The following is a 25325-nucleotide window of genomic DNA, read 5'->3' as shown; positions in this document are numbered from 1 at the left end:
CTGTCTACTTCCCGCAGAACTCCGCCTCGATCACGGCGTCGCTGTCGCCCGACCAGTCCCCGTTGAAGTTGAGGGCGAGGGAGTGGCGGCCGTCCGCCGTGGTGACGGCCGAGGAGACCGAGCCGTGGATGCCTCCGTCGTGGCCCCAGACGTGGACGCCGCAGCTCAGCTCGCGGTCGATGAGGCCGAGGCCGTAGCGGGCGTTCGGGATGCCGTCGACCTCGACCGTCGTCCGCATCTCCGTGAGCTGCTCGCGCGGCAGGAGCCTGCCCCGCAGGAGTGCCGTGTAGAAGCGGTTCAGGTCGGCGTTGTCGGAGATCATCTCCCCCGCGGAGGAGGCGAGGGTGGGGTTCAGGGTGGTGACGTCGTACGTCGGTCCGCTCGTCGTCTCGGCCAGTTTGGAGTACGCCCTGCTGCTGGGCCGCGGGACGGTCACCCGCGTGCCGGGGACCGACGTGGCGTGCAGGCCGAGGGGTTCGATGATCCTCTCCCGGATCTGCGCGGCATAGGACCGGCCGGTGGCCTTCTCGATCACCATGCCGGCCAGGACGTAGTTCGTGTTCGAGTAGTTCCAGGACGTGCCCGGCGCGAAGTCCGGCTTGTGGGACAGGGCGATCGCGACGAGCTGCCCGGGTGTCGACGTGTCGTAGCGGTGCCGCAGGAAGCCGTCCTTCAGGAAGTACGTGCGGCCGAAGTCCTCGTCGGCCGTGTAGTTGAAGATTCCGCTGGTGTGGTTGAGGAGTTGGCGGAGGGTGATCCCGGTGCCGTCGTTCCCGTTGCCCCGCACCACGCCCGGCAGCCAGTGGTCCACCGTGTCGTCCAGTGACAGCCGTCCCTCCGCCTCCAGTTGGAGCAGGACGGTGGAGACGAACGTCTTGGTGATGCTGCCGACGCGGTAGCGGTCGGCCGCGGAGCGCGGTGCGCCGGTCCGCAGGTCGCCCACGCCCGCCGTGGCGGACCATGCGCCGTGCCGGTCCTCGGCCGTCGCGGTCACGCCCGGCACTCCGTCGCGCACGGCCGCCTCGACGGCCTGCCGGGTCGGCGCGTGGTGCCCTCTCCCATGGTCGCCTTTCGCGGGAGCCGCCACCGCGGGTCCCGCCAGTGTCGCCGCGATCGCCACGGCGGTCGCCCCCACCAGTCCCGTACGTACCCTCATGCCGTCCCCATCTCGCCGTTCGACCTGGTCGACGGGACGGACACGAGGGCGCGCTCACGGGTTGCCCGGCCGGGACGCGTTGAGCCGTTTTCAGCCCTTCTTCAGGATCAGCTCGGTGTTGCGGTCACGGGAGGTGCCCGACAGGTCGGTGCGGGCTCCGGGCGTGTTGAAGGAGATCTCCCGGTAGAGCGCCGCGAGGCCGGTCTGGGTGAGGTCGGAGAAGTCCGTGGCGTGCGGGGCGGCGGACTCGACGAGGGTGGTGAACAGGGAGAGCGTGCCGTCCTTGTTGTCCACCAGCTCGATGACGCGGGCGAGTTGGGGGAAGTCGACGTGCGAGGCGGTGGAGATCTCCCAGAAGGAGCGGTTGCCGGGGGCGGCGTGCGGGGTGATCTGGTTCTTGTGGGAGTGGCCGTTCACCCAGGCGAGGGTGTTGCCGGAACTGGCGAGGAGGGCGACGACCTCGTCGCCGCCGTGCCGCTTCTCGGCCGGGCGGGCGGGGTCCGCGTAGGTGTTGCGCATCGTCTTGCTGGTGTGGTGGCTGAAGACGACGACGTACCTGTCCCTGTTCTCGCGCAGCGTCCTCTCCAGCCAGCGCAGCTGCGCCGTGCCGATGGAGCCCTCGTAGTGGCCGCCGGGGTCGGTGGTGTCGAGGCTGACGCCGATGACGTCCTCGGCGATCCGGAAGGTGTAGTACTGGGTGCCCGCGGCGAGGTTCGCGGAGGAGTAGCCGTGTCCGATCGGGCCCGGTCCCGTGTACGCCGGGTCGAGGTGCGCCTTGACGTACTCGGCGGGCGTGAACGGGGCGCGCTTCTCGTCGGGTGTGACGGAGCGCATCTGCCGCGCGTGCGCCCTGAGCAGGTCGCGGACCTCTTTGCCCTTCGGGCTGGTGCCCTTCTTCAGGCTCTTGGCTAGCGCGGCGCACTCCGCCGAGCCGACCGACATCAGTTTCTTGCCGCCGACGGCGAATTCGGTGAGGAACGAGTCGCCGCGTGTGGCGTAGCAGCCCATCGGGAGAGAGTCGTGGTTGCCGACGGTGGAGTACCAGGGCAGGCTCAGGCCGGGACTGCGCAGCTCGCGGATCGCCGCTTCCAGGAAGCCCTGGATGCGCGGGAAGCCGCGCTGCTTGTCGGCGTCCCGCAGGGCCGCGTCGGGCTGCCAGTACGTCTTGAGGCCGGAGGCCTGGACGCCCTCGTAGTGCCGCGGGTCGCCGCTGTTCGGGCTGATGCGGCCACCGCTCATGGCCTTGAGGAACCACTCCAGCTCCGTCCTGGAGTTGTTGTCCGTGTTGTCCCCGGTGGTCATGACGAAGTGCAGCGGAGAGCCAGTGACGGGTGCTCCCCGCAGGGAGTTGACGCGTTCCACCAGCGAGACCGCGCCCGCGACGGTCAGCGTCTCCTGCGGACGCCAGGCGCTCGTGTTCTGGGAGCGCAGGAACTCCAGGCGCAGCGGGTGCTGGGTGTCGGTGAGGTGCAGGTCGGTGAGCTGCACGAACGCGGCGAGCGCGGTGCGCCGGTCGGCGCGGCCGTTCTTGCCGGCGGCCAGTTCGTCGCGAACGACCCGCTTCCAGCCGGCGCCGTCACCGAGCCGGCGGTACCCGGAGGAGCCGGAGCGCGGAGCGGCGACGCCGCTCAGCGTGGTGCCGCGCGTGTACGGGGCCGGCGCGGCCGGTGCCTGCGGACCGGCCGCGCCGGCCTGGGCCTTGGAGCGGGCGACGGAGTCGGCGACGGTGGCCTGCTCCGGAACCGCGGCGTGCGCGGGGGACTCCGGGCGCAGGGCGAGTCCGATCCCCGCGGAGAGGGACACCGCCCCGGTGGCGGCCAGCAGGGTGCGGCGGTTGAGGGCGGGTACGGCAGCGACAGAGCGTATGCGCGGCATGGCGCGGTCTCCCCGAGTACGAACGCGTCGGCAGTGGCCGCGGGGCACTCGACTGGCGAACTCCCCGCTCATACTGGATCGTTGGCATCGGGGATGACCTGCGCGTTAACTGGGCGGCAACGGGCAGCGCCGATCACCGTACGTGGATCTTGGCGCACCCTGCCCGTCCACGGAGTCCTGTCCGAACGGCCGGTGGCCGGTCACTCCGCGTTCATCTTCCGGGGTAGGGAAGGTGATTCCGGGGCTGTCGCCCCCCGTTCACGGGTTGGCCGGCGAGTACGCGGGGGCGGACCAGCGCAGGGGGCTGGCGGCGGACGTCTCGACGGCTCCGGTGAGGGTGAACCGGACGGTCCGTTCTCCGTCGGGGGTGAACTCCGTGCGGGCCGTTCCGGTCAGCTGGAGCACCGCCCCCGATGTCCAGTCCAGGAAGAGCAGACCGGCGCGCGGGTCGGCCGCCAGGTTGCCGAGGGTCAGGAACATGGAGTTTCCGGCGTAGTCGCGCCAGCTCAGTTCGCCGGGCGCGTCGACGCGCACGAAGCCGGGGTTGCCGCCGCGGTGGCTCGCGTCGGCGCCGTGCGGGTGGACCGTGGCGAGGAAGAAGGTGTCGGCGGCCTCGATGAACTCCCGCTGCGAAGAAGTGAGTTCCGTGCCGCTCCGGGGAACGCCCGCCGCGCGGTCGACCGTCTCGTACGCCTCCCTCTTCTGGAGGTACTTGGGGCAGTTGGCGAAGACCTGGTCGGCCTCGATCGCGAAGCCGCGCGGGGTCGGCCGGACCCGGCCGTTGAGGCGCATACGACGGCGGGTGCGCGGGTCGAGGGCGAGGGTGCCGACGGGAGTACCCGGGGTGGCGAGCGCGTCCGTGAGCGGATCGCCGGCCCGGAGCCCGCCCGCGACCGACATCCGGTGAGGCCCGGTGGCGCGTACGAATCCGGGCCGCCCGGTGAGCAGCGAGGCCCATACGCCGCCGTTTCCCGGGATCGCCCCGCTCCCGGAGCCGATGCCGCCTCCCGGGGCCGCGTCGCCCTCCGGGCCGGAGCCCCCGCCCGGGGCCGCCGAGCCGGCGCCCCTTCCGGGATCGGCGCTGAGCCCGGAGCCGCCGCCTCCGGCCTTCGCGCCGCCCTCCGGGGCCGCCGCGCCGACGACCAGCATCGGTTGCAGTTCGAGGAAGGCGGCGGCCACCGGGCGGATGCCCTGGCCGATGGCCCGGCCCATGTGATCGGCGAGATCACGGACGCCGACGCGGTCCTGCATCGCCCGCGAGCCCGAGTGATACGTCATGACCGCTCCTCGTTCTAGAAGAAGCCGCAGGTCGGTGCGGTGGTGTTCGGCACCGGCGCCTCCTCGGCGCCGCTCGCCGCGAAGATCTCCAGACGGGTGCCGTCCGGGTCGTGGAAGAAGATGCCGCCCGAGGCGGCGCCCTCACGGTGGGCGACCACGCCCTCGTGGACGAACGTCGCGCCGTAGGCGCGCAGGGCCGTCTCGTACTCCCTGACCTGCTCGACGGAGTCGACTTCGAGGGCGAGGTGGTGCAGGCCCGCCAGGCCGGTGTCGTACGCGCCCCGCGCCTGCTGCCAGAGCGTGAGCACCGGGCGGCCGTCCCCGGCCGGGGAACCGAGGAACGCGTACCGCCGCGCCCCGTCGTCGCCGTCCTTGCCCTCGCCGAGCACCCCGAAGCCCAGGACGTCGCGGTAGAAGGCGAGCGAGCGGTCGAGGTCCGTGACGTTCAGGCCGATGTGGCCGTTGCGCAGAGTCATGACAGTCCCCTTCTGTCGTCGGCCGCCCCCAGGAGAGGCTAACCCTTGTCATTGACATTAAAGGTTAGGATCGAGAGCGTCAACCGGTGACCTACCCTTGAGCGGTTAGCAGTGAAGGGAGACCCTCCATGTCCACCAGCCCCGACCCCCGCCCCCTCACGGGCGAGCCGGTCTCGCTCGACCTCCTCAACACCCGCTGGAACCACGAGGGCGTGGTGCTGGACCTGCTGACCGGCACCGAGGGCCTCGCGGTGTGGCTGGCGGGCAACGGGCTCGACTTCCCGGCCGACGACACCGTCCTGCGGCACACGCTCGAAGCCCGCGACGCCCTGCGCGCGGTGATCGACGCACCCCGGGGGCCGGGCGACGGGCAGGGCGGGACCGAGAGCGACGGGGACCCGGCGGACACCGGCCCCCGCCTCCCGGCGCAAGCAGCGGCCCGCGTCGACGCCCTCCTCGCGCACGGGCGCGTCCGGCTGACGCTCACCGCCCGGGGACCGGGCGAGACACCCGAGTTCGACGACCCCTCCTGGGGGCCGGCCTGGCTCGCCGCGCGCAACTACCTGGAGCTGCTGGACACCGCGCCGGACCGCATCCGCCGCTGCGCCCACGACGCGTGCATCCTGCACTTCTTCGACACCTCACGGAACGGCACCCGCCGCTGGTGCTCGATGGCGGCCTGCGGTAACCGCGCGAAGGCGTCCCGCCACTACGCGCGCACAAAAGAGAGCTGAATCGACAAAGAGAGACATCCACCCTGTCCGGGATATCCCCGCATAGGGCGCTAACGCCGACATGACGCATGGCGGAAGTGCGCCATGGCTCCATCCCGCCACGGTCAACTCTCCCCAAACAACTGCCCCTTGGGTAAAGCTGAGCGGTCATCCGGGTCCACATACCGGACTGACACGACCGGTCCGTCAGCAACGCCGGAACCGGCCGCTCCACGCTCGTTCCTTTACCTACAAGGGATGCAGATGACCTCCGACCCTCAGCGCGCTCCGATATCGGGCGCGAGACGCGTGGCCCGCATTGCCGTGGCCGCGGGCCTGGTGGCCGCGCTCTCCGCGGCCGGGCCGATACCCATGGCCTTCTCCGCGGACACGGACGCGCCCACGGCCGACCCGGGCACCAAGTCCGCCGCCGCCAAGCTCGGTTCGTCCGACGCCGAACTCCTCACCGAGGCCAAGGCGAACGGCGACAAGAACGTCACCATGATGATCGCCACGGCTCCCGGCCAGACCGAGCAGGTCGCCAAGGAGCTGGACGCGGTCAAGGGCGGCTCGGTGGGCCGCACCTACGACAAGCTCGGCTATGTCCGGGCGACCGTCCCGACGGGCAGGGCGGACTCGGCCATCGCCGCCGCCGCGAAGCTGTCCTCGGTGCACGGGATCGACCTGCGCCAGGAGATCGCGCTGGACGACCCGACGCCGAGCGCCGACACGGCCAAGCACGGCAGCAACGCCTCCACGGCCGCCACTTACCCGGGTCCCGGCAAGAAGACTCCCGCCGAGAACCCGTACAACCCGTCCTTCGAGACAGGTGCCGTCGACTTCGTCGAGGATCACCCGAAGGCGGACGGCCGGGGCATCACCATCGGCATCCTGGACTCCGGCGTCGACCTGGGCCACCCCGCCCTGCAGAAGACCACCACCGGAGAGCGCAAGATCGTCGACTGGGTCACCTCGACCGACCCGATCCTCGACAGCGACGCGACCTGGCGCCCGATGATCACCCCGGTGGCCGGGCCCACCTTCACGTACAGCGGGAAGACGTGGACGGCACCGGCGGGTTCGTACGAGATCAGCACGTTCCGGGAGTCGGCGACGACGGGCGGCGACGCCAAGGGCGACGCGAACCGCGACGGTGACACCACCGACGCGTGGGGCGTGCTCTACGACCCGGCGGCGGGCACGGTCACCGTCGACCTGAACAACAACAGCGACTTCACCGACGACACACCGATGAAGCCGTACAAGAACGGCTTCCAGATCGGCTACTTCGGTACCGACAACCCGGCGACGGACGTCGTCGAGCGGCAGCCGTTCGTCGTGGAGATCCGCAAGGACGTACCCATGGACCCGTACGGCGGGACCTGGGTCGGCAAGACGGCGGACTTCGTCAACATCGGCGTCATCGAGTCCGAGCACGGCACCCACGTCGCCGGTATCACCTCGGCGAACGGCCTCTTCGGCGGGAAGATGAACGGCGCCGCGCCCGGCGCGAAGATCGTCTCCTCCCGTGCCTGCACCTGGACCGGTGGCTGCACCAACGTCGCGCTCACCGAGGGCATGATCGACCTCGTCGCCAACCGCGGCGTCGACATCGTCAACATGTCCATCGGCGGCCTGCCCGCGCTCAACGACGGCAACAACGCGCGCGCCGAGCTCTACACGCGTCTCATCGACACCTACGGCGTCCAGCTGGTGATCTCCGCGGGCAACTCCGGCCCCGGCGCGAACACCATCGGTGACCCGGGTCTGGCCGACAAGGTCATCTCGGTCGGCGCGACCATCTCCAAGGAGACCTGGGCCGCCAACTACGGCTCCCAGGTGGAGAAGAAGTACGCGATGCTGCCCTTCTCCTCGCGCGGCCCGCGTGAGGACGGCGGCTTCACGCCGACGCTGAGCGCGCCCGGCGCCTCCATCAACTCCACCCAGACCTGGCTGCCGGGCTCCCCGGTCGCCGAGGCGGGCTACACCCTGCCGGCCGGCTACTCGATGCTCCAGGGCACCTCGATGGCGTCCCCGCAGGCCGCGGGCGCCTCGGCGCTGCTCCTCAGCGCGGCGAAGCAGAAGGGGATCGACCTCACCCCGGCCACCCTGCGCACCGCGCTCACGTCGACCGCCGACCACACCAAGGGCGTTCAGGCGTACGAGGAGGGTGCGGGCCTCATCAACATCGGTGACGCCTGGGACTCCATCAAGGACGGCGCCACCGCCCACGACTACACGGTCAAGGCGCCGGTCGACACCGCGATCGACTTCGCGCTGAAGACGCCGGGCTTCGGCACCGGCCTGTACGACCGCGAGGGCGGCCTCAAGGCCGGCGAGCGCAAGACGTACGACATCACCATCACGCGTACGTCGGGCGAGGACCGGGCGATCCGGCACGAGCTGTACTTCGAGAACAACGCCGCCGACACCTTCCGGATCGTCGGCTCGGACGAGGTCAGGCTCCCGCTGAACCAGCCGGTGACCGTCAAGGTCCAGGCCGCGCCGAAGTCGGCCGGTCTCAAGAGTGCGATCCTCGAGGTCGACGACCCGCGGACCGAGGGCGTCGACAAGCAGATCCTGTCGACCGTCGTGGTCTCGGCCCCCCTCAAGTACACCTACGCGGCGTCGAGTTCGGTGCAGCGCAACAGCAGCACCTCGTACTTCGTCACGGTCCCCGAGGGCGCCAAGTCCCTGGAGGTCGCGATCGGCGGGCTGAAGGACAAGAGCCAGACCCGGTTCATCGCGATCCACCCGTACGGCGTTCCGGTCGACAACACCGGTACCCCGTACTGCTACAACAACTACCTCGACGGCAACGGCTGTGCCCCCGGCGTGCGTTCGTACGCGGACCCGCAGCCCGGCGTCTGGGAGATCGAGGTCGAGGCGCGCCGTACGTCGCCGCTGCTCGACAACCCGTACAAGCTCGATGTCGCCGTGCTCGGCGCGGCCTTCGACCCGGCCGTCGTGACCGTCCCCGAGGCCAAGGTCGGCGTTCCGGCCACCGCCTCCTGGAAGGTCACGAACAACTTCGCCGCGCTCGACGGCAAGCTGAAGGGCGGCCCGCTCGGTTCCTCGAAGAACGCGCGGCCGACCATCGCCGACGGCGCGACGCAGATCAGCACGGTCGAGGTGCCCGCGGGCGCCGCGTCGCTCGACGTGGTCATCGGCAATGTCTCGGACAACGCCGCCGACCTCGACCTGACGGTGAAGAACGCCGCCGGGACCGTCGTCGGACAGTCCGCGGACGGCGACTCGGAGGAGGCCGTCTCCATCGCCTCCCCCGCCGCCGGGACGTACACCATCGAGGTCGCGGGCTACTCGGTCCCGTCGGGCTCGACCGCGTACGACTACCAGGACGTGTTCTTCTCGAGCGCGCTCGGCACGGTCACGGTCGACGACTCCACCCCGGTGAAGCTCGCGACCGGAGCCTCGGCCACGGTGTCCGGCTCGGTCACCGCCGCCGCGGCGGCTCCCGAGGGACGCGAGTTCTTCGGTCAGGTCCAGCTGGTGAACGCGCGCGGCACGGTCGCGGGCCTCGGCAGCGTGAAGATCGAGAAGGTCACGCCGTAACGGAGTGACCCCCCGGCCGCGTGAGCGGTCCCGGGGCACGGGGCGGGCGTCCGGAAACGGGCGCCCGCCCTTTCGTGTGCCACCCGCACTTTCGTGCCGCCCGGCTTTTCGATTGCCGCCCGCACCTTCGTGTGCCGCCCGGCCTTCCGTGCCGCCCGGCCCTTCGAGTGCCACCCGCACTTTCGTGTGCGGCCCCGCCTTTCGTGTGCCGCCCGGCCGTACCCGCGCCTCGTAGCCCGGAGCCCGTACCGCGCCTCAGACTCCGGAGCCCGTACCCCGCCTCAGCGCTCGCACCTCATGCCCCGGGCCGCGGGCAGCGCCTTGACGATCCAGGCCCGGTCGCGGGCGATGTTCTTCTCCCCCGTCGTCCAGATGTCGGGAGTCGGGGCGTGCTGCCCGATGCCGACCAGCACCTCGTCGCCCTCGTGCAGCCGCGGATCGACGTTCTGGTCCATCAGGAAGGTGACCTCCTTCTCCCCCTTGGCCGGCTTGTAGGAGTGGTACACGTCGAGGGTGATCCGGTCCTGTTCGGTGCCGGGGACCTGGACCACCTCGGTGACCGTGCCCTCCGCGATGAGCCGGGAGCAGGCGATGTAGCCGGGCGCGCTGAACGAGTTGGCGCTGTCCGTCTTGGCGTCACTGGAGGAGGCCTGGTCGTCCGCTCCGCCCATCCCGTTGTGCGCGACCAGCCAGCCCATCCCGACGACCATCGAGGCCACAGCGGCCGCCGCCAGGGCGCCGACCCCGACGGCGAGGGCGCCGCGGTGCCGGGAGCGCGTCTTCGGGGTGCCCCCCGGACGCCCGTCCCCGGACCTCCGTGGTCCCCCGGGCCTCCGGAACCCCTGGGACCTCTGGGAGGCGCGGCCCGGTTCGGCCGCCTTCCCGGAGTCCGCCAGCGCGTCCCCGATGATGACCAGCTGCTCCCGGAGCACGTCCACGTCCTCACGTGCCGACCGGTGCTCGGCCATGAACGCGACATCGTCGCGAGCGCCTTCCGGCAGTGAAGCGTCCGTGATCGCGGCCAGCAGCGCGTCCACACCTTCGTACTCGGCCACGTCACACCACCTCGTCCTCGTGCAGGCGGACGCGCAGCGCGCGGACCGCCGTGTGCAGCCTGCTCTTGACCGTGCCCTCGGGTATCCCGAGTTCGTCGGCGATGTCCCGCACGGGCAGGTCGGCGTAGAACCGCAGGACGAGAACCTGGCGCTGGGCGTCGGGCAGTTCGTCCAGCCCCTGGGCGACGGCCAGCGAGAGCACGCTCGATTCCTCGTCGGAGGGCTGCTCCAACTGACGCAGCGAGGCGAGACGTTCGCCCAGCCGGTCCTGCCGTCGCCTGGCCCGGTGCCAGTCCATCGCGAGGTTCGAGGCGACGACCGCCGCCCAGGCGGACACGTCCCGCGGCGCCTCGTCCCCCTTGGCGGCCCGCTCGAGCAGCCGCAGCCGGACCTGCTGCACCCCGTCCGGCAGGTCCGCCTGCGGTACGCCGCCGAGCGCGAGCACCGCACGCACCCGGCGTTCCTGCGCCGCGTCCAGGGGATCGTCCGCCCCCGGTGCGCGGCGTGGCTTTCTGCGCAGCACAGCCACCCCTCCCCTCCCGCGTTTCCTCTACGACGCCGGTGCGGGCCAAAACGTTCGGCCCGGTTCGAGGCGTACGTCACACCGGGCCCGAAACCATGACGGCGCCCACACCGTACGGCTTGCGGTTCCCTTCCGTCGCCGGGCGATTTCTTCGTACGGGGACGCCCGGCCGCCGCAGGATCGGGCTCATCCGCGCGTGTCCCGGTGTCCCATCCCTCGAGCGGCGCGGCGAAAGGATTGGACACGCGGACCCGGGTCAGACGCATGATGGAAGCGCTGGACCACGTGAAACGTAAGCAGAGGGAGTCGCCGTGAGGGTCGGAATCGTCGGAGCCACCGGTCAGGTCGGCACAGTCATGCGCAGGATCCTGGTCGAGCGGGACTTCCCCGTCACGGAGCTGCGCCTGTTCGCCTCGGCCCGTTCGGCCGGGACGGTTGTCGACGGTGTCACGGTGGAGGACGCTTCCACGGCGGACTACTCGGGCCTGGACATCGTGCTCTTCTCGGCGGGCGGCGCCACCTCCAAGGCGCTGTGCGAGAAGGTCGCCTCCCAGGGCGCGGTCGTGATCGACAACTCCTCCGCCTGGCGCAAGGACCCCGAGGTACCCCTCGTCGTCTCCGAGGTGAATCCGCACGCGATCACCGACCGCCCCAAGGGCATCATCGCCAACCCGAACTGCACGACGATGGCCGCGATGCCCGTGCTGAAGCCGCTGCACGAGGAGGCGGGACTGGAGGCGCTGGTCGTCGCCACCTACCAGGCGGTGTCCGGTTCCGGCGTCGCCGGCGTGGCGGAGCTGCACGGCCAGGCCCTGAAGGTCGTCGCCGACGCGGACAAGCTGGCCCACGACGGCGAGGCGGTCGATTTCCCCGAGCCCGCCGTCTACAAGCGCCCCATCGCCTTCAACGTGCTCCCCCTCGCGGGTTCGATCGTCGACGACGGCCTGAACGAGACCGACGAGGAGCAGAAGCTCCGCAACGAGTCCCGCAAGATCCTGGAGATCCCCGCCCTCAAGGTCTCCGGCACCTGCGTCCGTGTCCCGGTCTTCTCCGGCCACTCCCTCCAGGTGAACGCCCGCTTCGCGCGCCCGCTCTCCGTCGAGCGCGCCACCGAGCTTCTCGCGGGTGCCCCGGGTGTCGTCCTCTCCGACATCCCGACCCCCCTCCAGGCCGCCGGCAAGGACGCCTCGTACGTCGGCCGCATCCGGCAGGACGAGACCGCCGAGCACGGCCTCGCGCTGTTCGTCTCCAGCGACAACCTCCGCAAGGGCGCCGCGCTGAACGCGGTCCAGATCGCGGAGCTGGTGGCGGCCGAGCTCAAGGGCTGACCTCCGGATCCCACCGGGATCCACCACGCGTCCGCGAGGGGCGGGGCACCGGCCGGTGCCCCGCCCCTCGCGGATTCCGCCGGATGCGGCGCTTCCGCGGCGTCTCGGGAGGCGCAACGGATACCGTCACGTCGTACCCGCGTGACGGAAGTCCGGAGGTCCCCGTGGTGGTCGATACCGTGTGCCGCAGTTGCGGGAAGCCGCTGGCCGGGCGGGCCGGACGCACGGGGCGCAGCTCGGTGTACTGCTCGGCGGCCTGCCGGCAGAAGGCCTACCGGGACCGCCGGACGGCGCCGGCCGACACCGTGCACGGGCTGATCGAGGACATCGGACGGCAGGTCGAGGCGCTGGTGCCGCAGCCGCCGTCCGTCTTCTACTCCGGCGTGAGCGAACTGGCCTCCTCGGTGGGACGGCTGCGCCGCGTCGCCCGGGTGGCCCGGGACACCGCCAAGGACGATTCCGTCACGCGGGCCGCCGTGACGAAAGCCCCGGGCGCACCGGCCCCCGCCGGCGTATCGGCCACCGGGGACCCCGCCGCGCCGCACACCGCCGTCCCCCGGGCCGCCGCCGGCCAGGACTCCCCCGAGCCGGGTTCCGTCACGCACGGCTCAGTGACGCACGACCGCCCGGTGACCCACGACCCGGGGCCGCGGCGCTCCGACGCGCACACCGGCCTCGGCGAAAGCGACTTCGCCGCGCTCGTCGAGCCGTACCGGCGTGAGCTGCGCGTGCACTGCTACCGCATGTCGGGCTCCTACGACGACGCGGAGGACCTCGTCCAGGAGACGTTCCTGCGGGCCTGGCGGGCGCGGGAGGGTTACGCGGGGCGGGCGAGCCTGCGGACCTGGCTGTACCGGATCGCGACCAACACCTGTCTGGACTTCCAGCGGCGCACCGCCCGCCGCCCCCGGCGCTACGAGCCGGTGCCCGGCATGAACCACGGCACCGCCGAGCCCCCGGCCCGCGTCACCTGGCTCCAGCCGTACCCCGACGAGGACCTGCCCTCGGCCGAGGAGCGGCCGGACGCGCTCGCCGTCTCCCGGGAGACCCTGGAGCTCGTCTTCCTGGCCGCCATCCAGCATCTGCCGGCCCGCCAGCGCGCGGTCCTGGTCCTGCGCGACGTCCTCGGCTTCTCCGCCGCCGAGACCGCGGAAGCCCTGGAGATGACGACCGCCTCGGTCAACAGCGCCCTGCAGCGCGCCCGGCCCACCCTGCGCGACCGGCTCCCGGACCGCCGGACCGAGTGGACCGCCGAGGCGGACGCCCGCGAGCGGGAGATCCTCGGGCGCTACATGGCCGCCGCCGAAGCCCTCGACCTCGACGCGTTCACCCACCTGCTCAGCGAGGACATCAGGCTCACCATGCCGCCGAACCCGTACTGGTTCGTCGGCCGTGCCGCGATCACCGAGTTCCTGCGGATCAGCCTCGACCCCGCCTCCCCGCTGTTCCTCGGGCACTGGCGCCACCTTCCCGCCCGCGCCAACGGCGGGATCGCGGCCGGGGGGTACGTGCGACGCCCGGGTACGACGGTCTACCGCGCCCAGGTCCTCGACGTACTCCGCGTCGAGGGGGACCGCATCGTGGAGATCACCTCCTTCGAGCCGCACCTGTTCCCGGCGTTCGGACTGCCGCTGCGGCTCCCCGCCGACGTGTGAGGGACGGCCGGGGCTGCGGCCTGGGCGGCGGCCGGGGACGCCTCCGGGGAGCGGGGGCCGGGGAGCGGGGGCCGGGGAGGCGCACGGGCTGCCGGGCACGGGCCGCGGGCCGCGGGCCGCGGGCGACCGATGAGTCCGGGAGGACGCGTACGTCTGCATGACCGACACGTACGACCGACACGTACGACCGACTCGTACGGCGGACACCTCAGGAGATCATCATGCTGCTCACCGACAAGACCGCGGTCGTCTACGGCGCCGGCGGATCCATCGGCGGCGCCGTCGCCCGTACCTTCGCCCGTGAAGGGGCCCGCGTGCACCTGGTGGGGCGCACGGGCGAGACGCTGGACGCGGTGGCGAAGGACATCGCGGCGGCCGGCGGACACGCCGAGACCGCGGTGCTCGACGCCCTGGACGAGACGGCGGTCGACGCGCACATCGCCTCGCTGGACGCCCTCGACATCTCCTTCAACCTCGTCACCCGCGGCGACGTGCAGGGCGTCCCCCTGGTCGACATGACGGTCGAGGACCTCGTACGGCCCGTCGAGACGGGCCTCCGCACCACCTTCATCACCGCCCGCGCCGCCGCCCGGCGCATGGCCGAGGCGGGCTCCGGTGTGGTGCTTACGCTCAACAGCGGCTCCGCGCACGGGAGTCCGATGATGGGCGGCACCGGACCGGCGGACGCCGCGATCGACACCCTGGTGCGGAACCTGGCGACGGAGCTGGGACCGCGCGGACTGCGGGTCGTGGGCCTGTGGGCGGCCGGGGTGCCCGAGACGCTGACCCGCGAGAAGCTTCTCGCGGTCGACAGCCGCATGGACCTCGACGACGCGGCCCTTCAGGGGCTGCTCGCGAACCTCGCGGGCATGCGCATGACCCGCCGCAACCCCACTCTGGCCGAGATCGCCGCCACCGCCGCCTTCGTCGCCTCCGACCTGGCGGGCGGCATCACCGGCACCTTCGTGAACGTCACCGGCGGGATGGTCCCCCACTGACTCCGGGGGTCGGCCGGGTCGGCGGGGCGGGCGAGGAGCGTGGCGGACGCCCGCACGGCAGACGGCGGCGGGCCGACGAACGGCGGCGGGCGGGAGACCTGTCCGGTCTCCCGCCCGCCGCCGTGGGCGCCGACCGGCAGGTCGGCGCCCCTGTGTTCCCGGACCGGCGTCCGCGGATCACCCGGTCCCGGACCAACCGTCCGCGGACCACGCGGTCACGGACCACGCGGTCCGCGGACCGCAAGCTCACGCACCGCAAGCTCACGCACCGCAAGCTCACGCACCGCAAGCTCACGGACCGCACGCTCACGGACTACGCGGTCGTCGCCTGCGCGTCCGCCGCCTGCGCCTTCAGGGCCCGCTCGACGCCCGAGCGGGACTCCGAGACGAGTCGGCGCAGGGCGGCGCTGGGCTCGGCCGAGGCCAGCCACGCGTCCGTCTCGGCGAGCGTCTCCTGGGCGACCTGGATGCCCGGGTAGAGACCGGTGGCGACCTGCTGCGCGATCTCGTGCGAGCGGGTGTCCCAGATCTCCTTGACCACGGCGAAGTACTTGCCCGTGTACGGGGCGAGCAGCTCACGCTGGTCGGTCTGGACGAAGCCCGCGATCACCGCTTCCTGCACGGCGTTCGGGAGCTTGTCGGACTCGACGACCGAGGCCCACGCCTCCGCCTTGGCCTCCTCCGAGGGGCGGGCCGCACGGGCCGTGGCCGCGTGCCGCTCACCGGCGGCGGTCTTGTCGCGCTCGTACTCGGCGGCGATCTCCGCCTCGTCGAAGCGTCCGACGGCCGCGAGCCGCTGCACGAACGCCCAGCGCAGCTCGGTGTCGACGGCGAGACCCTCGATGGTCTCGCGGCCTTCGAGCAGCGCCTCCAGGAGGTCCAGCTGCTCCGGCGTGCGCGCGGTCGCCGCGAAGGCGCGCGCCCAGGCCAGCTGGTGGTCGCCGCCGGCCTCGGCCGAGCGCAGGTGGGCGAGGGTCGCGTCCGTCCAGCGGGTCAGCAGCGCCTCGCGGGCGGTCGGGTCGGCGTACAGCTCGATCGCCAGCTTCAACTGCCGCTGCAGCGACTGCACGACACCGATGTCGGACTCCTTGCCGATGCCGGACAGCACCAGTGCCAGGTAGTCACGGGTGGCGAGCTCGGCGTCGCGGGTCATGTCCCAGGCCGAGGCCCAGCACAGGGCCCGCGGGAGGGAGGACTCGAAGTCGCCGAGGTGCTCGGTGACGAAGGCGAGCGAGTCCTCGTCGAGGCGGACCTTGGCGTACGACAGGTCGTCGTCGTTGAGCAGGATCACGGCGGGGCGGCGCCTGCCGACGAGCTGCGGTACGGCGGTCAGCTCCCCGTCCACGTCCAGTTCGACGCGCTCGTCACGCACCAGCTTGCCGCTGCCGCCCTCGGCGCCGTCGAAGTCGTACAGGCCGACCGCGATGCGGTGCGGGCGCAGCGTCGGCTCACCCTGGGCTCCGGCGGGCAGGGCCGGGGCCTCCTGGCGGATGGCGAAGGAGGTGATGACGCCGTCGGCGTCGGTCTCGATCTCCGGGCGCAGGATGTTGATCCCGGCGGTCTGGAGCCACTTCTGCGACCAGGTCCCGAGGTCACGTCCGGAGGTCTGCTCCAGGGCGCCGAGCAGGTCGGACAGCCGCGTGTTGCCGAAGGCGTGGGCCTTGAAGTAGGCCTGGACACCGCTGAAGAACTCGTCCATGCCGACGTAGGCGACGAGCTGCTTGAGGACGGAGGCGCCCTTGGCGTACGTGATGCCGTCGAAGTTGACGAGCACGTCGTCGAGGTCGCGGATCTCGGCCATGATCGGGTGGGTGGACGGCAGCTGGTCCTGCCGGTAGGCCCACGTCTTCATGGAGTTGGCGAAGGTGGTCCAGGAGTGCGGCCACCGGCTGTCGGGGTGGTAGGCCTGGCAGGCGATGGAGGTGTAGGTGGCGAACGACTCGTTCAGCCAGAGGTCGTTCCACCACTCCATGGTCACGAGGTCGCCGAACCACATGTGGGCCAGCTCGTGCAGGATCGTCTCGGCGCGCAGCTCGTACGCGGCGTCGGTGACCTTGGAGCGGAAGACGTACTGGTCGCGGATGGTGACCGCGCCCGCGTTCTCCATCGCGCCCGCGTTGAACTCGGGCACGAAGAGCTGGTCGTACTTCTCGAACGGGTACGCGTAGTCGAACTTCTCCTGGAACCAGTCGAAGCCCTGCCGGGTGACCTCGAAGATCGCGTCCGAGTCGAGGAACTCGGCGAGCGAGGGACGGCAGTAGATGCCCAGCGGCACCGACTGCCCGTCCTTCTCGTACACGCTGTGCACGGAGTGGTACGGGCCGACGATCAGCGCCGTGATGTACGTCGAGATCCGCGGCGTCGGCTCGAAGACCCAGACGTCGTCCTTGGGCTCCGGGGTCGGCGAGTTGGAGATGACCGTCCAGCCGGACGGCGCCTTCACGGTGAACTGGAAGGTGGCCTTCAGGTCGGGCTGCTCGAAGGACGCGAAGACGCGGCGCGCGTCCGGCACCTCGAACTGGGTGTACAGGTAGGCCTGCTGGTCGACGGGGTCGACGAACCGGTGCAGGCCCTCACCGGTGTTGGTGTACGCGCAGTCCGCCACGACGCGGACGACGTTGCGCCCCTCCAGGAGACCGGGCAGCGCGATCCGCGAATCCGCGAAGACCTCGGCCGGGTCGAGCGGGTCGCCGTTGAGGGTGACTTCGTGGACGGCCGGGGCCACCAGGTCGATGAAGGACTCCGCGCCGGTCTCGGCGGAGTCGAAGCGCACCGTGGTCACGGACCGGTAGGTGCCGCCCTCCTGCGCGCCGGAGAGGTCGAGATCGACCTCGTACGAGTCAACGGTGAGCAGCTTCGCGCGCTGCTGCGCCTCTTCGCGGGTCAGGTTTGTGCCAGGCACGCGGTCATCTCCTCGTTATGTGTGGGTTGCGCCATCCTTCCACGGGACCAGCACGGAACGCGATGTCCGTTTCCCGCCGGTGCCGGGCACGCGCGGGCGCGAGCCTGGACGTATGACGACGTACACCGCACACCCCATCGGCCCGGCCGTCCTGAAGGAACTCCGCGACGGCGACGACGCGGGCCGTCCGCCCGCCCCGCTGACCGACGAGGAGGGCGGTGCCCCGCTGCGCTGCTGCCTGCGCCGCAGCGAGCCCGGCGAGCGCATCGCCCTGGTCTCCTACGCTCCGCTGCGCCGCTGGGCCGCGCAGACCGGGGCCGAACCGGGCCCGTACGACGAGCAGGGGCCGGTCTTCATCCACGCGGACGCGTGCGCGGGTCCGGACGGGGACGAGCTCCCCTTCGCGAACGCCCACCGCACGGTGCGCCGCTACTCGGCCGAGGGCCACATCCTGGGCGGACTGCTGGTATCCACGCCGGACGCGTTCGACGAGGCCTTCACGGAGGCGTTCACCGACCCGGAGGTGGCACTGCTCCATGTGCGGGCGGTGGAGTACGGCTGCTTCCTGTACGAGGTACGACGGGGCTAGTACCCGTACGAGGAGAGCGGGGCCGTCCCGCTACGGGGTGCGCCGGGGCCGGGGATTCCGCTCGGGCCGGTGCGCCCCGGCCGGCTCCCGGACGAGCGGGGCGGTGCCGGTGGCGGCCGGGAGGGGCACCACGGCCGCCGGACGGACTCTCAGCTGGCCGAACACCGTGGCCCCGAACGCCAGTGTCATGCCCGCCACCTGCACCGGCGTCAGCGCCTGCCCCAGCGCCGCCCAGCCGATGACCGCCGCGGTCAGTGGCGAGAGCGGGCCGAGGAACGTGACCTGGGTGGCGGTGAGCCGGCCGATGCCCCGGAACCACAGCCAGTACGCCACCGCCGTGTTCGCCAGCGCGAGGTACAGGTAACCGCCGATCGCCCGGCCGTCCAGCGCGGGCGGCGCGCCCTCGGCCACGAGGGCGACCGGCGCGATCAGCAGCCCGCCGGCGGTCAACTGCCAGGCGGTCAGCGCCAGTGGGCCGATTCCGTCCGGCCGCCCCCACCGTTTGGTGAGCACGGTGCCGGTGGACATCGACGCGGTGGAGGCTACCGCCGCGAGAACACCCACGGGGTCGAGCGCGCCCGCCGCCTTCAGGACGACGAGGCTGACGCCGAGGGCCGCCGCGACGCCGGTGAGGAGCGTACGCGGGGTCGGCCGGTCACCGAGCAGCAGCAAGGAGAGGCCCACCACGAACAGCGGACCGGCCGACCCGACCACGGCCGCCATTCCGCCGGGCAGCCGGTAGGCCGAGAGGAACAGCAGCGGGAAGAACGCGCCGATGTTCAGCGCGCCCAGCACGGCCGCCTTCCCCCACCAGACACCGCGCGGCAGCACCCGCGCGAGCGCGAGGAGCAGCAGCCCCGCGGGCAGGGCGCGCAGCACGGCCGTGAACAGCGGCCGGTCGGGCGGGAGGAACTCGGTGGTGACGGCATAGGTGCTGCCCCAGGAGACGGGGGCGAGCGCGGTGAGGGCTATGAGGGCGGAGCGGTTCGCGTCCACGGGACACCCGGTTTCGAGGAGACCCGGCGGATGAGGGCCGGAGGGAGAGGGTCGGCGGCAGGAACACGGCGGAAGCAGTCACCGGAGGAGACGGCAGGAGCAGGGCCGGCAGGAGCAGGGCCGGCAGAAGCAGGCCGGCACTAAGTAGCTTAGCTCTAATCTACTTAGAATCAAGCCGCTTATCGGTGACCTGCTTCCCGGTGATCCAGTTCCTGTCGAGCCGCTTCCTCCCGACCCACTCCCTTCCGAGCTACTTTCTTGCGGCCGACCTGCGACGCGGCGGATACTCGCCCCCATGAGCACCCCCAAGGACCCCGTCGACGCGATCATCGAGCAGTGGGCCGCTGTCCGGCCGGACCTCGACACCGCCGCGATGGAGGTCTTCGGGCGCGTCTTCCGGCTCTCGCGCGCCATGGGCGACCGGATGGAGAAGGCGTACGCGCGGTACGGGATCTCACGCGGGGAGTTCGACGTTCTGGCGACCCTGCGCCGCTCCGACGCCCCCTACACGCTCTCGCCGCGCGAGCTCTCGGCCACGCTCATGCTGACCACCGGCGGCATGACCGGGCGCCTGGACAAGCTGGAGCGCGCCGGACTGCTCCGCCGCTCCCCCGACCCGCACGACCGGCGCGGCCTCCAGGTCACCCTGACGGACGAGGGCCTGCGGCTGATCGACGAGGCCGTCGGAGCGGGGCTCGAGGTCCAGACGGCCGCGCTCTCGGTCCTCGACAACGAGCAGGCCACCCAACTGGCCGGCCTGCTGCGCCCGTTGCTGGCCGCGACCGCCCCCTAGGACCTGTCCGGCGCACCCAGAGCGGCGACAAGGGCGGCCTCGACCGAGGCGGCGTCCGGGGACCCGGCGGCCCAGGCCACGTATCCGTCGGGCCGCACCAGCACCGTCGTACGCGACCCACCCGCCCAGCGCTCCACGGCGAGACGGCCGGCGCGTTCCCCGGCCTCCCCGGCGGCCCGCCCGATCTCCCCGGCCTCGTACGGCCGCGGGGCGATCAGGACGAACCTCCCGCCCCGCAGGGCCTCGTAGAGCCGGCCGCTCCTCAGGGCGATGTCGGGGGCGCGGGTTCCGACCATCGGGTGCGCGCCGCGGGGCGCCCCGTACGCGTACCCGATGCCCGTGATCCGGCCGACCGCCCTGCGGCGCACGGGGCCGACACGGCCGAGGACCGCGGTGATTCCCGCGCGCAGCGCCCGCGTCCAGGGGCGCTTGGCCATCGCGAGCCGCACGATGCCGCCGCTGCTGCGCACCACGGACGCGCCGACGGGGTGGCGTTCGGCCTGATAGGTGTCCAACAGGGCCGGGTCCGCCTGCCCGTTGAAGACGGCCGCCAGCTTCCAGCCGAGGTTCGCCGCGTCCTGGAGCCCGGTGTTCATGCCCTGACCGCCGGCCGGGGTGTGCACATGCGCGGCGTCGCCCGCGAGGAAGACGCGGCCCACGCGATAGGCGGGCGCCTGGCGCTCGTCGCTGTGGAAGCGGGACATCCAGCGGGCGTCGCGCATGCCGTAGTCGCGCCCGAGTGCGAGCCGGGCGATCTCCTTGACCTCGTCGAGTCCGACCGGCTCGCTGTCCGGGATGTCCCGGCCGCGGTGCCAGCCGATCACACGGTAGAAGCCGTCGCCGAAGGGCGCGATGAAGGCGAAGGCGTCACCGACGGCGTTGGCGGTCAGCAGCGACTCCGGTTCCTCGTCGAGCCGGACGTCCGCGAGCACGACGGACCGGATGACCGACCTGCCGGGGAACGGCAGCCCGATCGCCGCCCGCACCGCGCTGCGCATCCCGTCCGTCCCGACGACGTAGTCGGCGGTCAACTCGTCCGGCTCCCCGCCCGCGCCCCGGACTTCCAGCGTCACCCCGCCCGCGTCCTGCCGCAGCCCGGTCACCTCCGTCCCGTACGCGAACCGCACCCCGGCTTCCTCCGCCCGGTGCCGCAGCACCTCTTCCACCTCGTACTGCGGAATCACCAGCAGGTGGTTGAAACGGGAGGGCAGCGTGTCCAGCGCGAGCGCGAGTCCGCCGAAGAGCCGGATGCGGTCGAGGGCCTGGCCCTTGCGCTCCAGGTCGTCGGCGAGCCCACGGGCGTCGAGCTGCTCCAGAGTGCGGGCGTGCAGGACGAAGGCGCGGGAGAGATTGCTGATCCCGCGGGGGCGCTTCTCGACGAGGGTGACCGGGACGCCGGCGGCAGCGAGGTCGCCGGCCAGCAGCAGGCCGGTCGGACCCGAGCCGACGACGACCACCCGACGGGGGGTGGGGGCGGTGCGGGTCGGGGTGGTGGGGGGCGTGTGCGTGTTGCCGGTCATGACGGCCTCCTCATGATGCCAACACCTGTTGGCCAACGCTTGTTGGCCAACATAGGAGGGCACCACTGGACTGTCAACACCTGTTGGCCTACGGTCGTTGGCATGCCAGTCAAGGAACAGCACGAGTCCGGGTCCGGGTCCGGGTCCGGCGCTTTGCCGGGGTCCGGCTCCGGGGCGCTACCGGGGTCCGGCGCGACGCCGGCGACGCCCGGGTCCGCCGCCGGCCCGGCAGCGCGCCCGGCAGCCGGCACCGCGCCCGCGGCGGCACCCCGCCGCTCCGACGCCACCCGCGGCGCGATCCTCACCGCCGCCCGCGAGCGCTTCGCGGCCGACGGCTACGAGCGCGCCACGATCCGCGCCATCGCCAAGGACGCGCGCATCGACCCCTCGATGGTCATGCGCTACTACGGCTCCAAGGAGGGGCTGTTCGCGGCCGTGCTCGACGTCGATCTGCGGCTGCCCGATCCGGCGGCCCTCGACCCGGACGACGTGGGCCGCGTCCTGGTGGACCACTTCCTCGACCTGTGGGAGGAGAACGAGGTCCTCACCGCGATGCTCCGGGTCGGCGTGACCAACCAGACCGGCGCCGAACGGATGCAGAGCATCTTCAGGGACCAGCTCACGCCGGTGGCGCGGCGCGCCTGCCCCGACCCCGAACAGGCCCCGGCCCGCGCGGCGCTCTGCGCATCGCAACTGCTCGGACTCGCGCTGGCCCGCTACATCCTGCGGCTGGCCCCGGCCGTCGCGCTGCACCGCGAGGAGATCGTGGCGTGGCTGGGTCCGACGGTGCAGCGGTATCTGACGGCGCCGCACCCCTAGAACCCGTCCGGCACCACCCGTCCGGGCGGACACGGTGGCCGTGAAACGCGTCGAGGGAGTCCTCGCACCGGTGGGTGCGGGGACTCCCTCGACGAAGAGATGGAGTTGGGGCGAAGAGCGGGGCTCAGCCCTGGTTCGGCTGCTTGTGGGACTTGTCCAGGACCATGACGAGGCCGGCGATGACGAGGAACAGCGCGATCGGCAGCACGACGTAGAGGCCGAGCGTCTCGATCACGCTCAGGTGGGAGCCTGGGTCGTCGCCGTCGTCGCGGGTCAGCGCGAGCGCGGGGGACGACATGAGCAGCATCATCAGCGTCGTACCGGCGGCCAGGGCACCGGCGCGCAGAGCGTTCTTCTTGTCCACGGTGCAAACGTAGCGAACACCTGACTGAGCCGCGCGCCCGGGGGTGCCGTACGGAGGTCACGGGGCACGGCGCGGAGGGCTCCCGGGTGCCCCGGTCAGGCCGCTCTCCGCCCGCACCACGTCGATCAGGGCGTGCAGCCGGGGCGACGCGGCGAGTTCCTCCAGGGTCACCGGGCGGCCCTCGGCGTCGGCGATCGGCAGGCGCCAGTTGGGGTACTCGTCCGAGGTGCCGGGGAGGTTCTGCGGGCGGCGGTCACCGACGGCGTCCGGGAGCCAGACACCGATCATGTGGGCCGGGGTGCGCAGCAGGAAGCGGTGCACGGCCTGGATCTCGGCCTCCTCGGCCGTAGCGGGGGCTCCACCGCTCGCGCCCCGCAGCAGCCCCAGCCGGGAGAGGAGCGCCAGCCATTCCCGGGTGTCCGCGGCGGCGGCCGCCCGCTCCTCGTCGAGGGAGCGGGTCAACAGGCCGAGCCGGTCGCGGAGTTCGACGTGTTCGCCGGTGAGCCGGGCCGCGGTGGGCGGCAGGTCGTGGGTGGTGGCGGTGGCCAGGCAGTCGGCGCGCCAGTGGTCGAGCGGCAGGGGCATGCCGTCGCCGTCCCAGTCGCGTTCGAACCACAGCACCGAGGTGCCCAGCACTCCGCGCTCCTGGAGCGTCTCGCGCACCCCGGGTTCGACCGTGCCGAGGTCCTCGCCGATCACCAGCGCTCCGGCCCGCGAGGCCTCCAGTACCAGGATCGCGAGCATCGCCTCGGCGTCGTAGCGGACGTACGAGCCTTCCGTGGGCGGCTGCCCCTGGGGGATCCACCAGAGCCGGAACAGGCCCATGACGTGGTCGATGCGCAGGGCGCCGGCGTGCCGGAGGAGCGCGCGCAGCAGGCGGCGGTAGGGGGCGTATCCGGAGGCGGCGAGCCGGTCGGGACGCCAGGGCGGCAGGCCCCAGTCCTGGCCGCGCGCGTTGAAGGCGTCCGGGGGCGCGCCGACGGACATGCCGGCCGCGAAGTACTCCTGCTGGGCCCAGGCGTCGGCCCCGTCGGGGTGGACGCCGACGGCGAGGTCGTGGACGAGCCCGATGGTCATGCCCGCGTCGCGCGCGGAGCGCTGGGCGGCGGCGAGCTGGGCGTCGGTGAGCCAGGCGAGCCGGCTGTGGAAGTCGACTCGGTCCATCAGTTCCGCCCGCGCGCGGGCGGTTTCGGACGAGCGGGGGTCGCGCAGGCCGGCGGGCCAGCTCCGCCAGTCGGAGCCGTGCACCTCGGCGAACGCGCACCAGGTGGCGTGGTCCTCCAGTGCCTGGCCCTCCTCGGCGAGGAAGTCGGCGTACGCGGCCCGCCGTCCGGGTCCGAGCGGCACCGCGCGGACCGATTCGAGTGCCTCGCGCTTGAGGTCCCACACGGCGTCGCGGTCGATCAGCGCGTCCTTGCCCAGGACGGAGTCGCGCAGCTGTCCGGCGCGCTCCAGCACCGTGCGCAGACCGTCGCGGTCCTCGGCGTACGGGTACTCGGGGATGTCCTCGACACGCAGGTGCACCGGGTCGGGGAAGCGGCGGGAGGAGGGCCGGTACGGGGAGGGGTCGGTGGGGTCGCCGGGCACCGCCGCGTGCAGGGGGTTGACCTGGACGAATCCGGCGCCGAGCGCCCGGCCCGCCCAGGCGGTCAGCTCGGCGAGGTCGCCGAGGTCGCCCATGCCCCAGGAGCGGCGGGAGAGCAGGGAGTAGAGCTGGACGAGCAGGCCGTACGTGCGTCCGGGCGGCGCGGGCAGCCGGGCGGGAGCCGCGACGAGGTGGACGTCGGCGGTGCGGCCGTCGGGTGCGGTGGCGTGCAGCGCGTGGACGCCGGGCGGGAGTTGTTCGGCGGAGGCGCGGGTCTCGCCCTGTTCGGTGGTGACGCGCAGCCGGGCGCCGTCCGGCAGTGCGGCCAGCGCGGCGGGCGCGTGGCCGTCCCAGCTCACCAGCGTCGGCGGCAGCAGCCGATCGGCCGTCTCGGCCTCATGGTGCGCGAGGGCGGCGCGTACGGCGTCCGGGGTGCTCGCGTCGACACCGAGCGACGCCAGGATCGCGACGAGCGCGGCGTCCGAGGCCGCGACCGTGCGGTCCGGGGAGGGGCTGTAAGCGGGGGCGACGCCGTGCAGCTCGGCGAGCCGGGACAGGGAGGTCCGCGGCGCCGGCTCCGATGGCGTCCGCGACGGGTCGGCGGGCCCACTGGGTGCCATCAGACCCCCGACGCGGCGCCGGTCGAGGTGGGCTCGCTCGTCAGGTGCGCGGCGTCGGCCAGCGGCGGCTCGCTGGTCAGCGGTTCCGCGTCGGGCAGCGGAGGTTCGCTGGTCAGCGGCACCTCGGCGCTGGCGCCTTCCGCGCTGAGCAGGATCGGATGCGCGCCCTCGGGTTCGGCGGACGCCCGTCCCGCGCGCTGGCCGGGGACGGACGGCTCCGCTCCGCGTTTGGACAGGGCCGAGAGGAGAAGGTGTGCCGATGCGGCCACGGGGGCCTCCTTGTCGAGGTCGGTTACGGCGGCCGAGGGCATTCCGGCAGATCGTGCCGGAAACGGATGCCCTGGCGGTTACCGCAGCCCTACCCCGTGGGCGCGACGGCAGACGCACACGGACGAACAACGTGCTTCTGGTCACATTCTGTCGCCGTCCCACACCTCCGGGCCGCCCCTCCAGGCTGGGGCAATCCCGGCACTTCGGCCACTCTCGTTGACACCTTCACCGCCCGGA

At 72.4% G+C, this 25325-nt stretch carries 20 protein-coding genes; 8 read left to right on the top strand and 12 right to left on the bottom strand.

Annotation, left to right across the window (positions count from 1 at the left end):
• Nucleotides 1-4 precede the first annotated feature (4 nt).
• The 4 genes from OOK38_RS19365 to OOK38_RS19350 form a co-directional block, all read right to left on the bottom strand.
• The gene (locus OOK38_RS19365) at nucleotides 5-1156 is read right to left on the bottom strand and encodes a serine hydrolase (RefSeq protein WP_266758779.1); all 1152 of its coding nucleotides are present in this window, start codon (nucleotides 1154-1156) and stop codon (nucleotides 5-7) included.
• Nucleotides 1157-1246: 90 nt separating this feature from the next.
• Nucleotides 1247-3031 carry a TIGR03767 family metallophosphoesterase gene (locus OOK38_RS19360; protein ID WP_266758780.1) on the bottom strand — a complete coding sequence of 595 codons (1785 nt, stop codon included), beginning with the start codon at nucleotides 3029-3031 and terminating at the stop codon, nucleotides 1247-1249.
• Between the two features lie 258 nt (nucleotides 3032-3289).
• The gene (locus OOK38_RS19355; protein ID WP_266758782.1) at nucleotides 3290-4309 is read right to left on the bottom strand and encodes a pyridoxamine 5'-phosphate oxidase family protein; all 1020 of its coding nucleotides are present in this window, start codon (nucleotides 4307-4309) and stop codon (nucleotides 3290-3292) included.
• A gap of 14 nt (nucleotides 4310-4323) precedes the next feature.
• Nucleotides 4324-4785, bottom strand: coding sequence for a VOC family protein (locus tag OOK38_RS19350; protein WP_266758784.1), 462 nt, complete (start codon nucleotides 4783-4785; stop codon nucleotides 4324-4326).
• 128 nt (nucleotides 4786-4913) lie between these two features.
• On the opposite strand from OOK38_RS19350, the gene OOK38_RS19345 reads away from it, so the two are divergent.
• Nucleotides 4914-5519, top strand: coding sequence for a CGNR zinc finger domain-containing protein (locus OOK38_RS19345; protein WP_266758785.1), 606 nt, complete (start codon nucleotides 4914-4916; stop codon nucleotides 5517-5519).
• 243 nt (nucleotides 5520-5762) lie between these two features.
• A complete protein-coding gene (locus OOK38_RS19340) occupies nucleotides 5763-9071 on the top strand; it encodes a S8 family serine peptidase (protein WP_266758786.1) in 3309 nt (1102 codons plus the stop codon).
• 281 nt (nucleotides 9072-9352) lie between these two features.
• Here the strand turns inward: OOK38_RS19340 and OOK38_RS19335 are convergent, their stop codons facing one another.
• Both OOK38_RS19335 and OOK38_RS19330 read right to left on the bottom strand, forming a co-directional pair.
• Nucleotides 9353-10126: a hypothetical protein gene (locus OOK38_RS19335; RefSeq protein WP_266758788.1), complete on the bottom strand. Its 774-nt coding sequence runs from the start codon at nucleotides 10124-10126 to the stop codon at nucleotides 9353-9355.
• 1 nt (nucleotide 10127) lies between these two features.
• Nucleotides 10128-10655, bottom strand: a complete 528-nt coding sequence (locus OOK38_RS19330) for a sigma-70 family RNA polymerase sigma factor (protein WP_266758790.1) — start codon at nucleotides 10653-10655, stop codon at nucleotides 10128-10130.
• A gap of 305 nt (nucleotides 10656-10960) precedes the next feature.
• Between OOK38_RS19330 and OOK38_RS19325 the strand changes: the two genes are divergently transcribed.
• The 3 genes from OOK38_RS19325 (at nucleotide 10961) to OOK38_RS19315 (ending at nucleotide 14630) form a co-directional block, all read left to right on the top strand.
• The gene (locus OOK38_RS19325) at nucleotides 10961-11977 is read left to right on the top strand and encodes an aspartate-semialdehyde dehydrogenase (protein WP_266758792.1); all 1017 of its coding nucleotides are present in this window, start codon (nucleotides 10961-10963) and stop codon (nucleotides 11975-11977) included.
• Nucleotides 11978-12144: 167 nt separating this feature from the next.
• Complete coding sequence (locus OOK38_RS19320) at nucleotides 12145-13632, top strand: RNA polymerase subunit sigma-70 (protein WP_266765687.1); 1488 nt, start codon at nucleotides 12145-12147, stop codon at nucleotides 13630-13632.
• Between the two features lie 221 nt (nucleotides 13633-13853).
• Nucleotides 13854-14630 carry an SDR family NAD(P)-dependent oxidoreductase gene (locus OOK38_RS19315; RefSeq protein WP_266758794.1) on the top strand — a complete coding sequence of 259 codons (777 nt, stop codon included), beginning with the start codon at nucleotides 13854-13856 and terminating at the stop codon, nucleotides 14628-14630.
• A 313-nt stretch (nucleotides 14631-14943) separates the two neighbouring features.
• Here OOK38_RS19315 and pepN read toward each other — a convergent pair whose 3' ends face one another.
• Entirely contained in the window at nucleotides 14944-17532 is a 2589-nt protein-coding gene (gene pepN / locus OOK38_RS19310; protein WP_266758795.1) for an aminopeptidase N, read from the bottom strand.
• Between the two features lie 112 nt (nucleotides 17533-17644).
• On the opposite strand from pepN, the gene OOK38_RS19305 reads away from it, so the two are divergent.
• The gene (locus OOK38_RS19305; protein WP_266758797.1) at nucleotides 17645-18121 is read left to right on the top strand and encodes a DUF1203 domain-containing protein; all 477 of its coding nucleotides are present in this window, start codon (nucleotides 17645-17647) and stop codon (nucleotides 18119-18121) included.
• Nucleotides 18122-18151: 30 nt separating this feature from the next.
• Here OOK38_RS19305 and OOK38_RS19300 read toward each other — a convergent pair whose 3' ends face one another.
• A complete protein-coding gene (locus OOK38_RS19300) occupies nucleotides 18152-19117 on the bottom strand; it encodes an EamA family transporter (RefSeq protein ID WP_266758799.1) in 966 nt (321 codons plus the stop codon).
• Between the two features lie 295 nt (nucleotides 19118-19412).
• Between OOK38_RS19300 and OOK38_RS19295 the strand changes: the two genes are divergently transcribed.
• Nucleotides 19413-19910, top strand: a complete 498-nt coding sequence (locus tag OOK38_RS19295; RefSeq protein WP_266758801.1) for a MarR family winged helix-turn-helix transcriptional regulator — start codon at nucleotides 19413-19415, stop codon at nucleotides 19908-19910.
• Here OOK38_RS19295 and OOK38_RS19290 read toward each other — a convergent pair.
• Nucleotides 19907-21430, bottom strand: a complete 1524-nt coding sequence (locus tag OOK38_RS19290) for an FAD-dependent monooxygenase (protein WP_266758803.1) — start codon at nucleotides 21428-21430, stop codon at nucleotides 19907-19909. The two genes, OOK38_RS19295 and OOK38_RS19290, sit on opposite strands and share 4 nt — an antisense overlap.
• A 102-nt stretch (nucleotides 21431-21532) precedes the next feature.
• Here OOK38_RS19290 and OOK38_RS19285 point away from each other — a divergent pair, with 102 nt between their 5' ends.
• A complete protein-coding gene (locus OOK38_RS19285) occupies nucleotides 21533-22249 on the top strand; it encodes a TetR family transcriptional regulator (RefSeq protein WP_266758805.1) in 717 nt (238 codons plus the stop codon).
• Nucleotides 22250-22373: 124 nt separating this feature from the next.
• Here the strand turns inward: OOK38_RS19285 and OOK38_RS19280 are convergent, their stop codons facing one another.
• Genes OOK38_RS19280 through OOK38_RS19270 form a run of 3 tightly spaced genes read right to left on the bottom strand, consistent with a single transcriptional unit; the run spans nucleotide 22374 to nucleotide 25087 of the window.
• A complete protein-coding gene (locus tag OOK38_RS19280) occupies nucleotides 22374-22613 on the bottom strand; it encodes a hypothetical protein (protein ID WP_266758807.1) in 240 nt (79 codons plus the stop codon).
• Between the two features lie 57 nt (nucleotides 22614-22670).
• Nucleotides 22671-24818 (bottom strand): 4-alpha-glucanotransferase, encoded by a 2148-nt coding sequence (malQ, locus tag OOK38_RS19275; protein ID WP_266758809.1) that lies wholly within the window; start codon nucleotides 24816-24818, stop codon nucleotides 22671-22673.
• The gene (locus tag OOK38_RS19270) at nucleotides 24818-25087 is read right to left on the bottom strand and encodes a hypothetical protein (RefSeq protein WP_266758811.1); all 270 of its coding nucleotides are present in this window, start codon (nucleotides 25085-25087) and stop codon (nucleotides 24818-24820) included. The genes malQ and OOK38_RS19270 overlap by 1 nt, the downstream gene beginning before the upstream one ends.
• Nucleotides 25088-25325 lie beyond the last annotated feature (238 nt).

Origin of the sequence: Streptomyces sp. NBC_00568 (assembly GCF_026341855.1) — a bacterium.
Taxonomy (GTDB): Bacteria; Actinomycetota; Actinomycetes; order Streptomycetales; family Streptomycetaceae; genus Streptomyces.
The sequence above is the reverse complement of the archived record's forward strand: the minus strand, read 5'-3'. Positions and strand labels throughout refer to the sequence as shown.

What these genes read in the sequence shown, in the direction of transcription:
- OOK38_RS19365 (WP_266758779.1), bottom strand. Translation starts at nt 1,156, where the DNA reads ATGAGGGTACGTACGGGACTGGTGGGGGCGACCGCCGTGGCGATCGCG.
- OOK38_RS19360 (WP_266758780.1), bottom strand. Translation starts at nt 3,031, where the DNA reads ATGCCGCGCATACGCTCTGTCGCTGCCGTACCCGCCCTCAACCGCCGC.
- OOK38_RS19355 (WP_266758782.1), bottom strand. Translation starts at nt 4,309, where the DNA reads ATGACGTATCACTCGGGCTCGCGGGCGATGCAGGACCGCGTCGGCGTC.
- OOK38_RS19350 (WP_266758784.1), bottom strand. Translation starts at nt 4,785, where the DNA reads ATGACTCTGCGCAACGGCCACATCGGCCTGAACGTCACGGACCTCGAC.
- OOK38_RS19345 (WP_266758785.1), top strand. Translation starts at nt 4,914, where the DNA reads ATGTCCACCAGCCCCGACCCCCGCCCCCTCACGGGCGAGCCGGTCTCG.
- OOK38_RS19340 (WP_266758786.1), top strand. Translation starts at nt 5,763, where the DNA reads ATGACCTCCGACCCTCAGCGCGCTCCGATATCGGGCGCGAGACGCGTG.
- OOK38_RS19315 (WP_266758794.1), top strand. Translation starts at nt 13,854, where the DNA reads ATGCTGCTCACCGACAAGACCGCGGTCGTCTACGGCGCCGGCGGATCC.
- OOK38_RS19305 (WP_266758797.1), top strand. Translation starts at nt 17,645, where the DNA reads ATGACGACGTACACCGCACACCCCATCGGCCCGGCCGTCCTGAAGGAA.
- OOK38_RS19295 (WP_266758801.1), top strand. Translation starts at nt 19,413, where the DNA reads ATGAGCACCCCCAAGGACCCCGTCGACGCGATCATCGAGCAGTGGGCC.
- OOK38_RS19290 (WP_266758803.1), bottom strand. Translation starts at nt 21,430, where the DNA reads ATGACCGGCAACACGCACACGCCCCCCACCACCCCGACCCGCACCGCC.
- OOK38_RS19285 (WP_266758805.1), top strand. Translation starts at nt 21,533, where the DNA reads ATGCCAGTCAAGGAACAGCACGAGTCCGGGTCCGGGTCCGGGTCCGGC.
- malQ (WP_266758809.1), bottom strand. Translation starts at nt 24,818, where the DNA reads ATGGCACCCAGTGGGCCCGCCGACCCGTCGCGGACGCCATCGGAGCCG.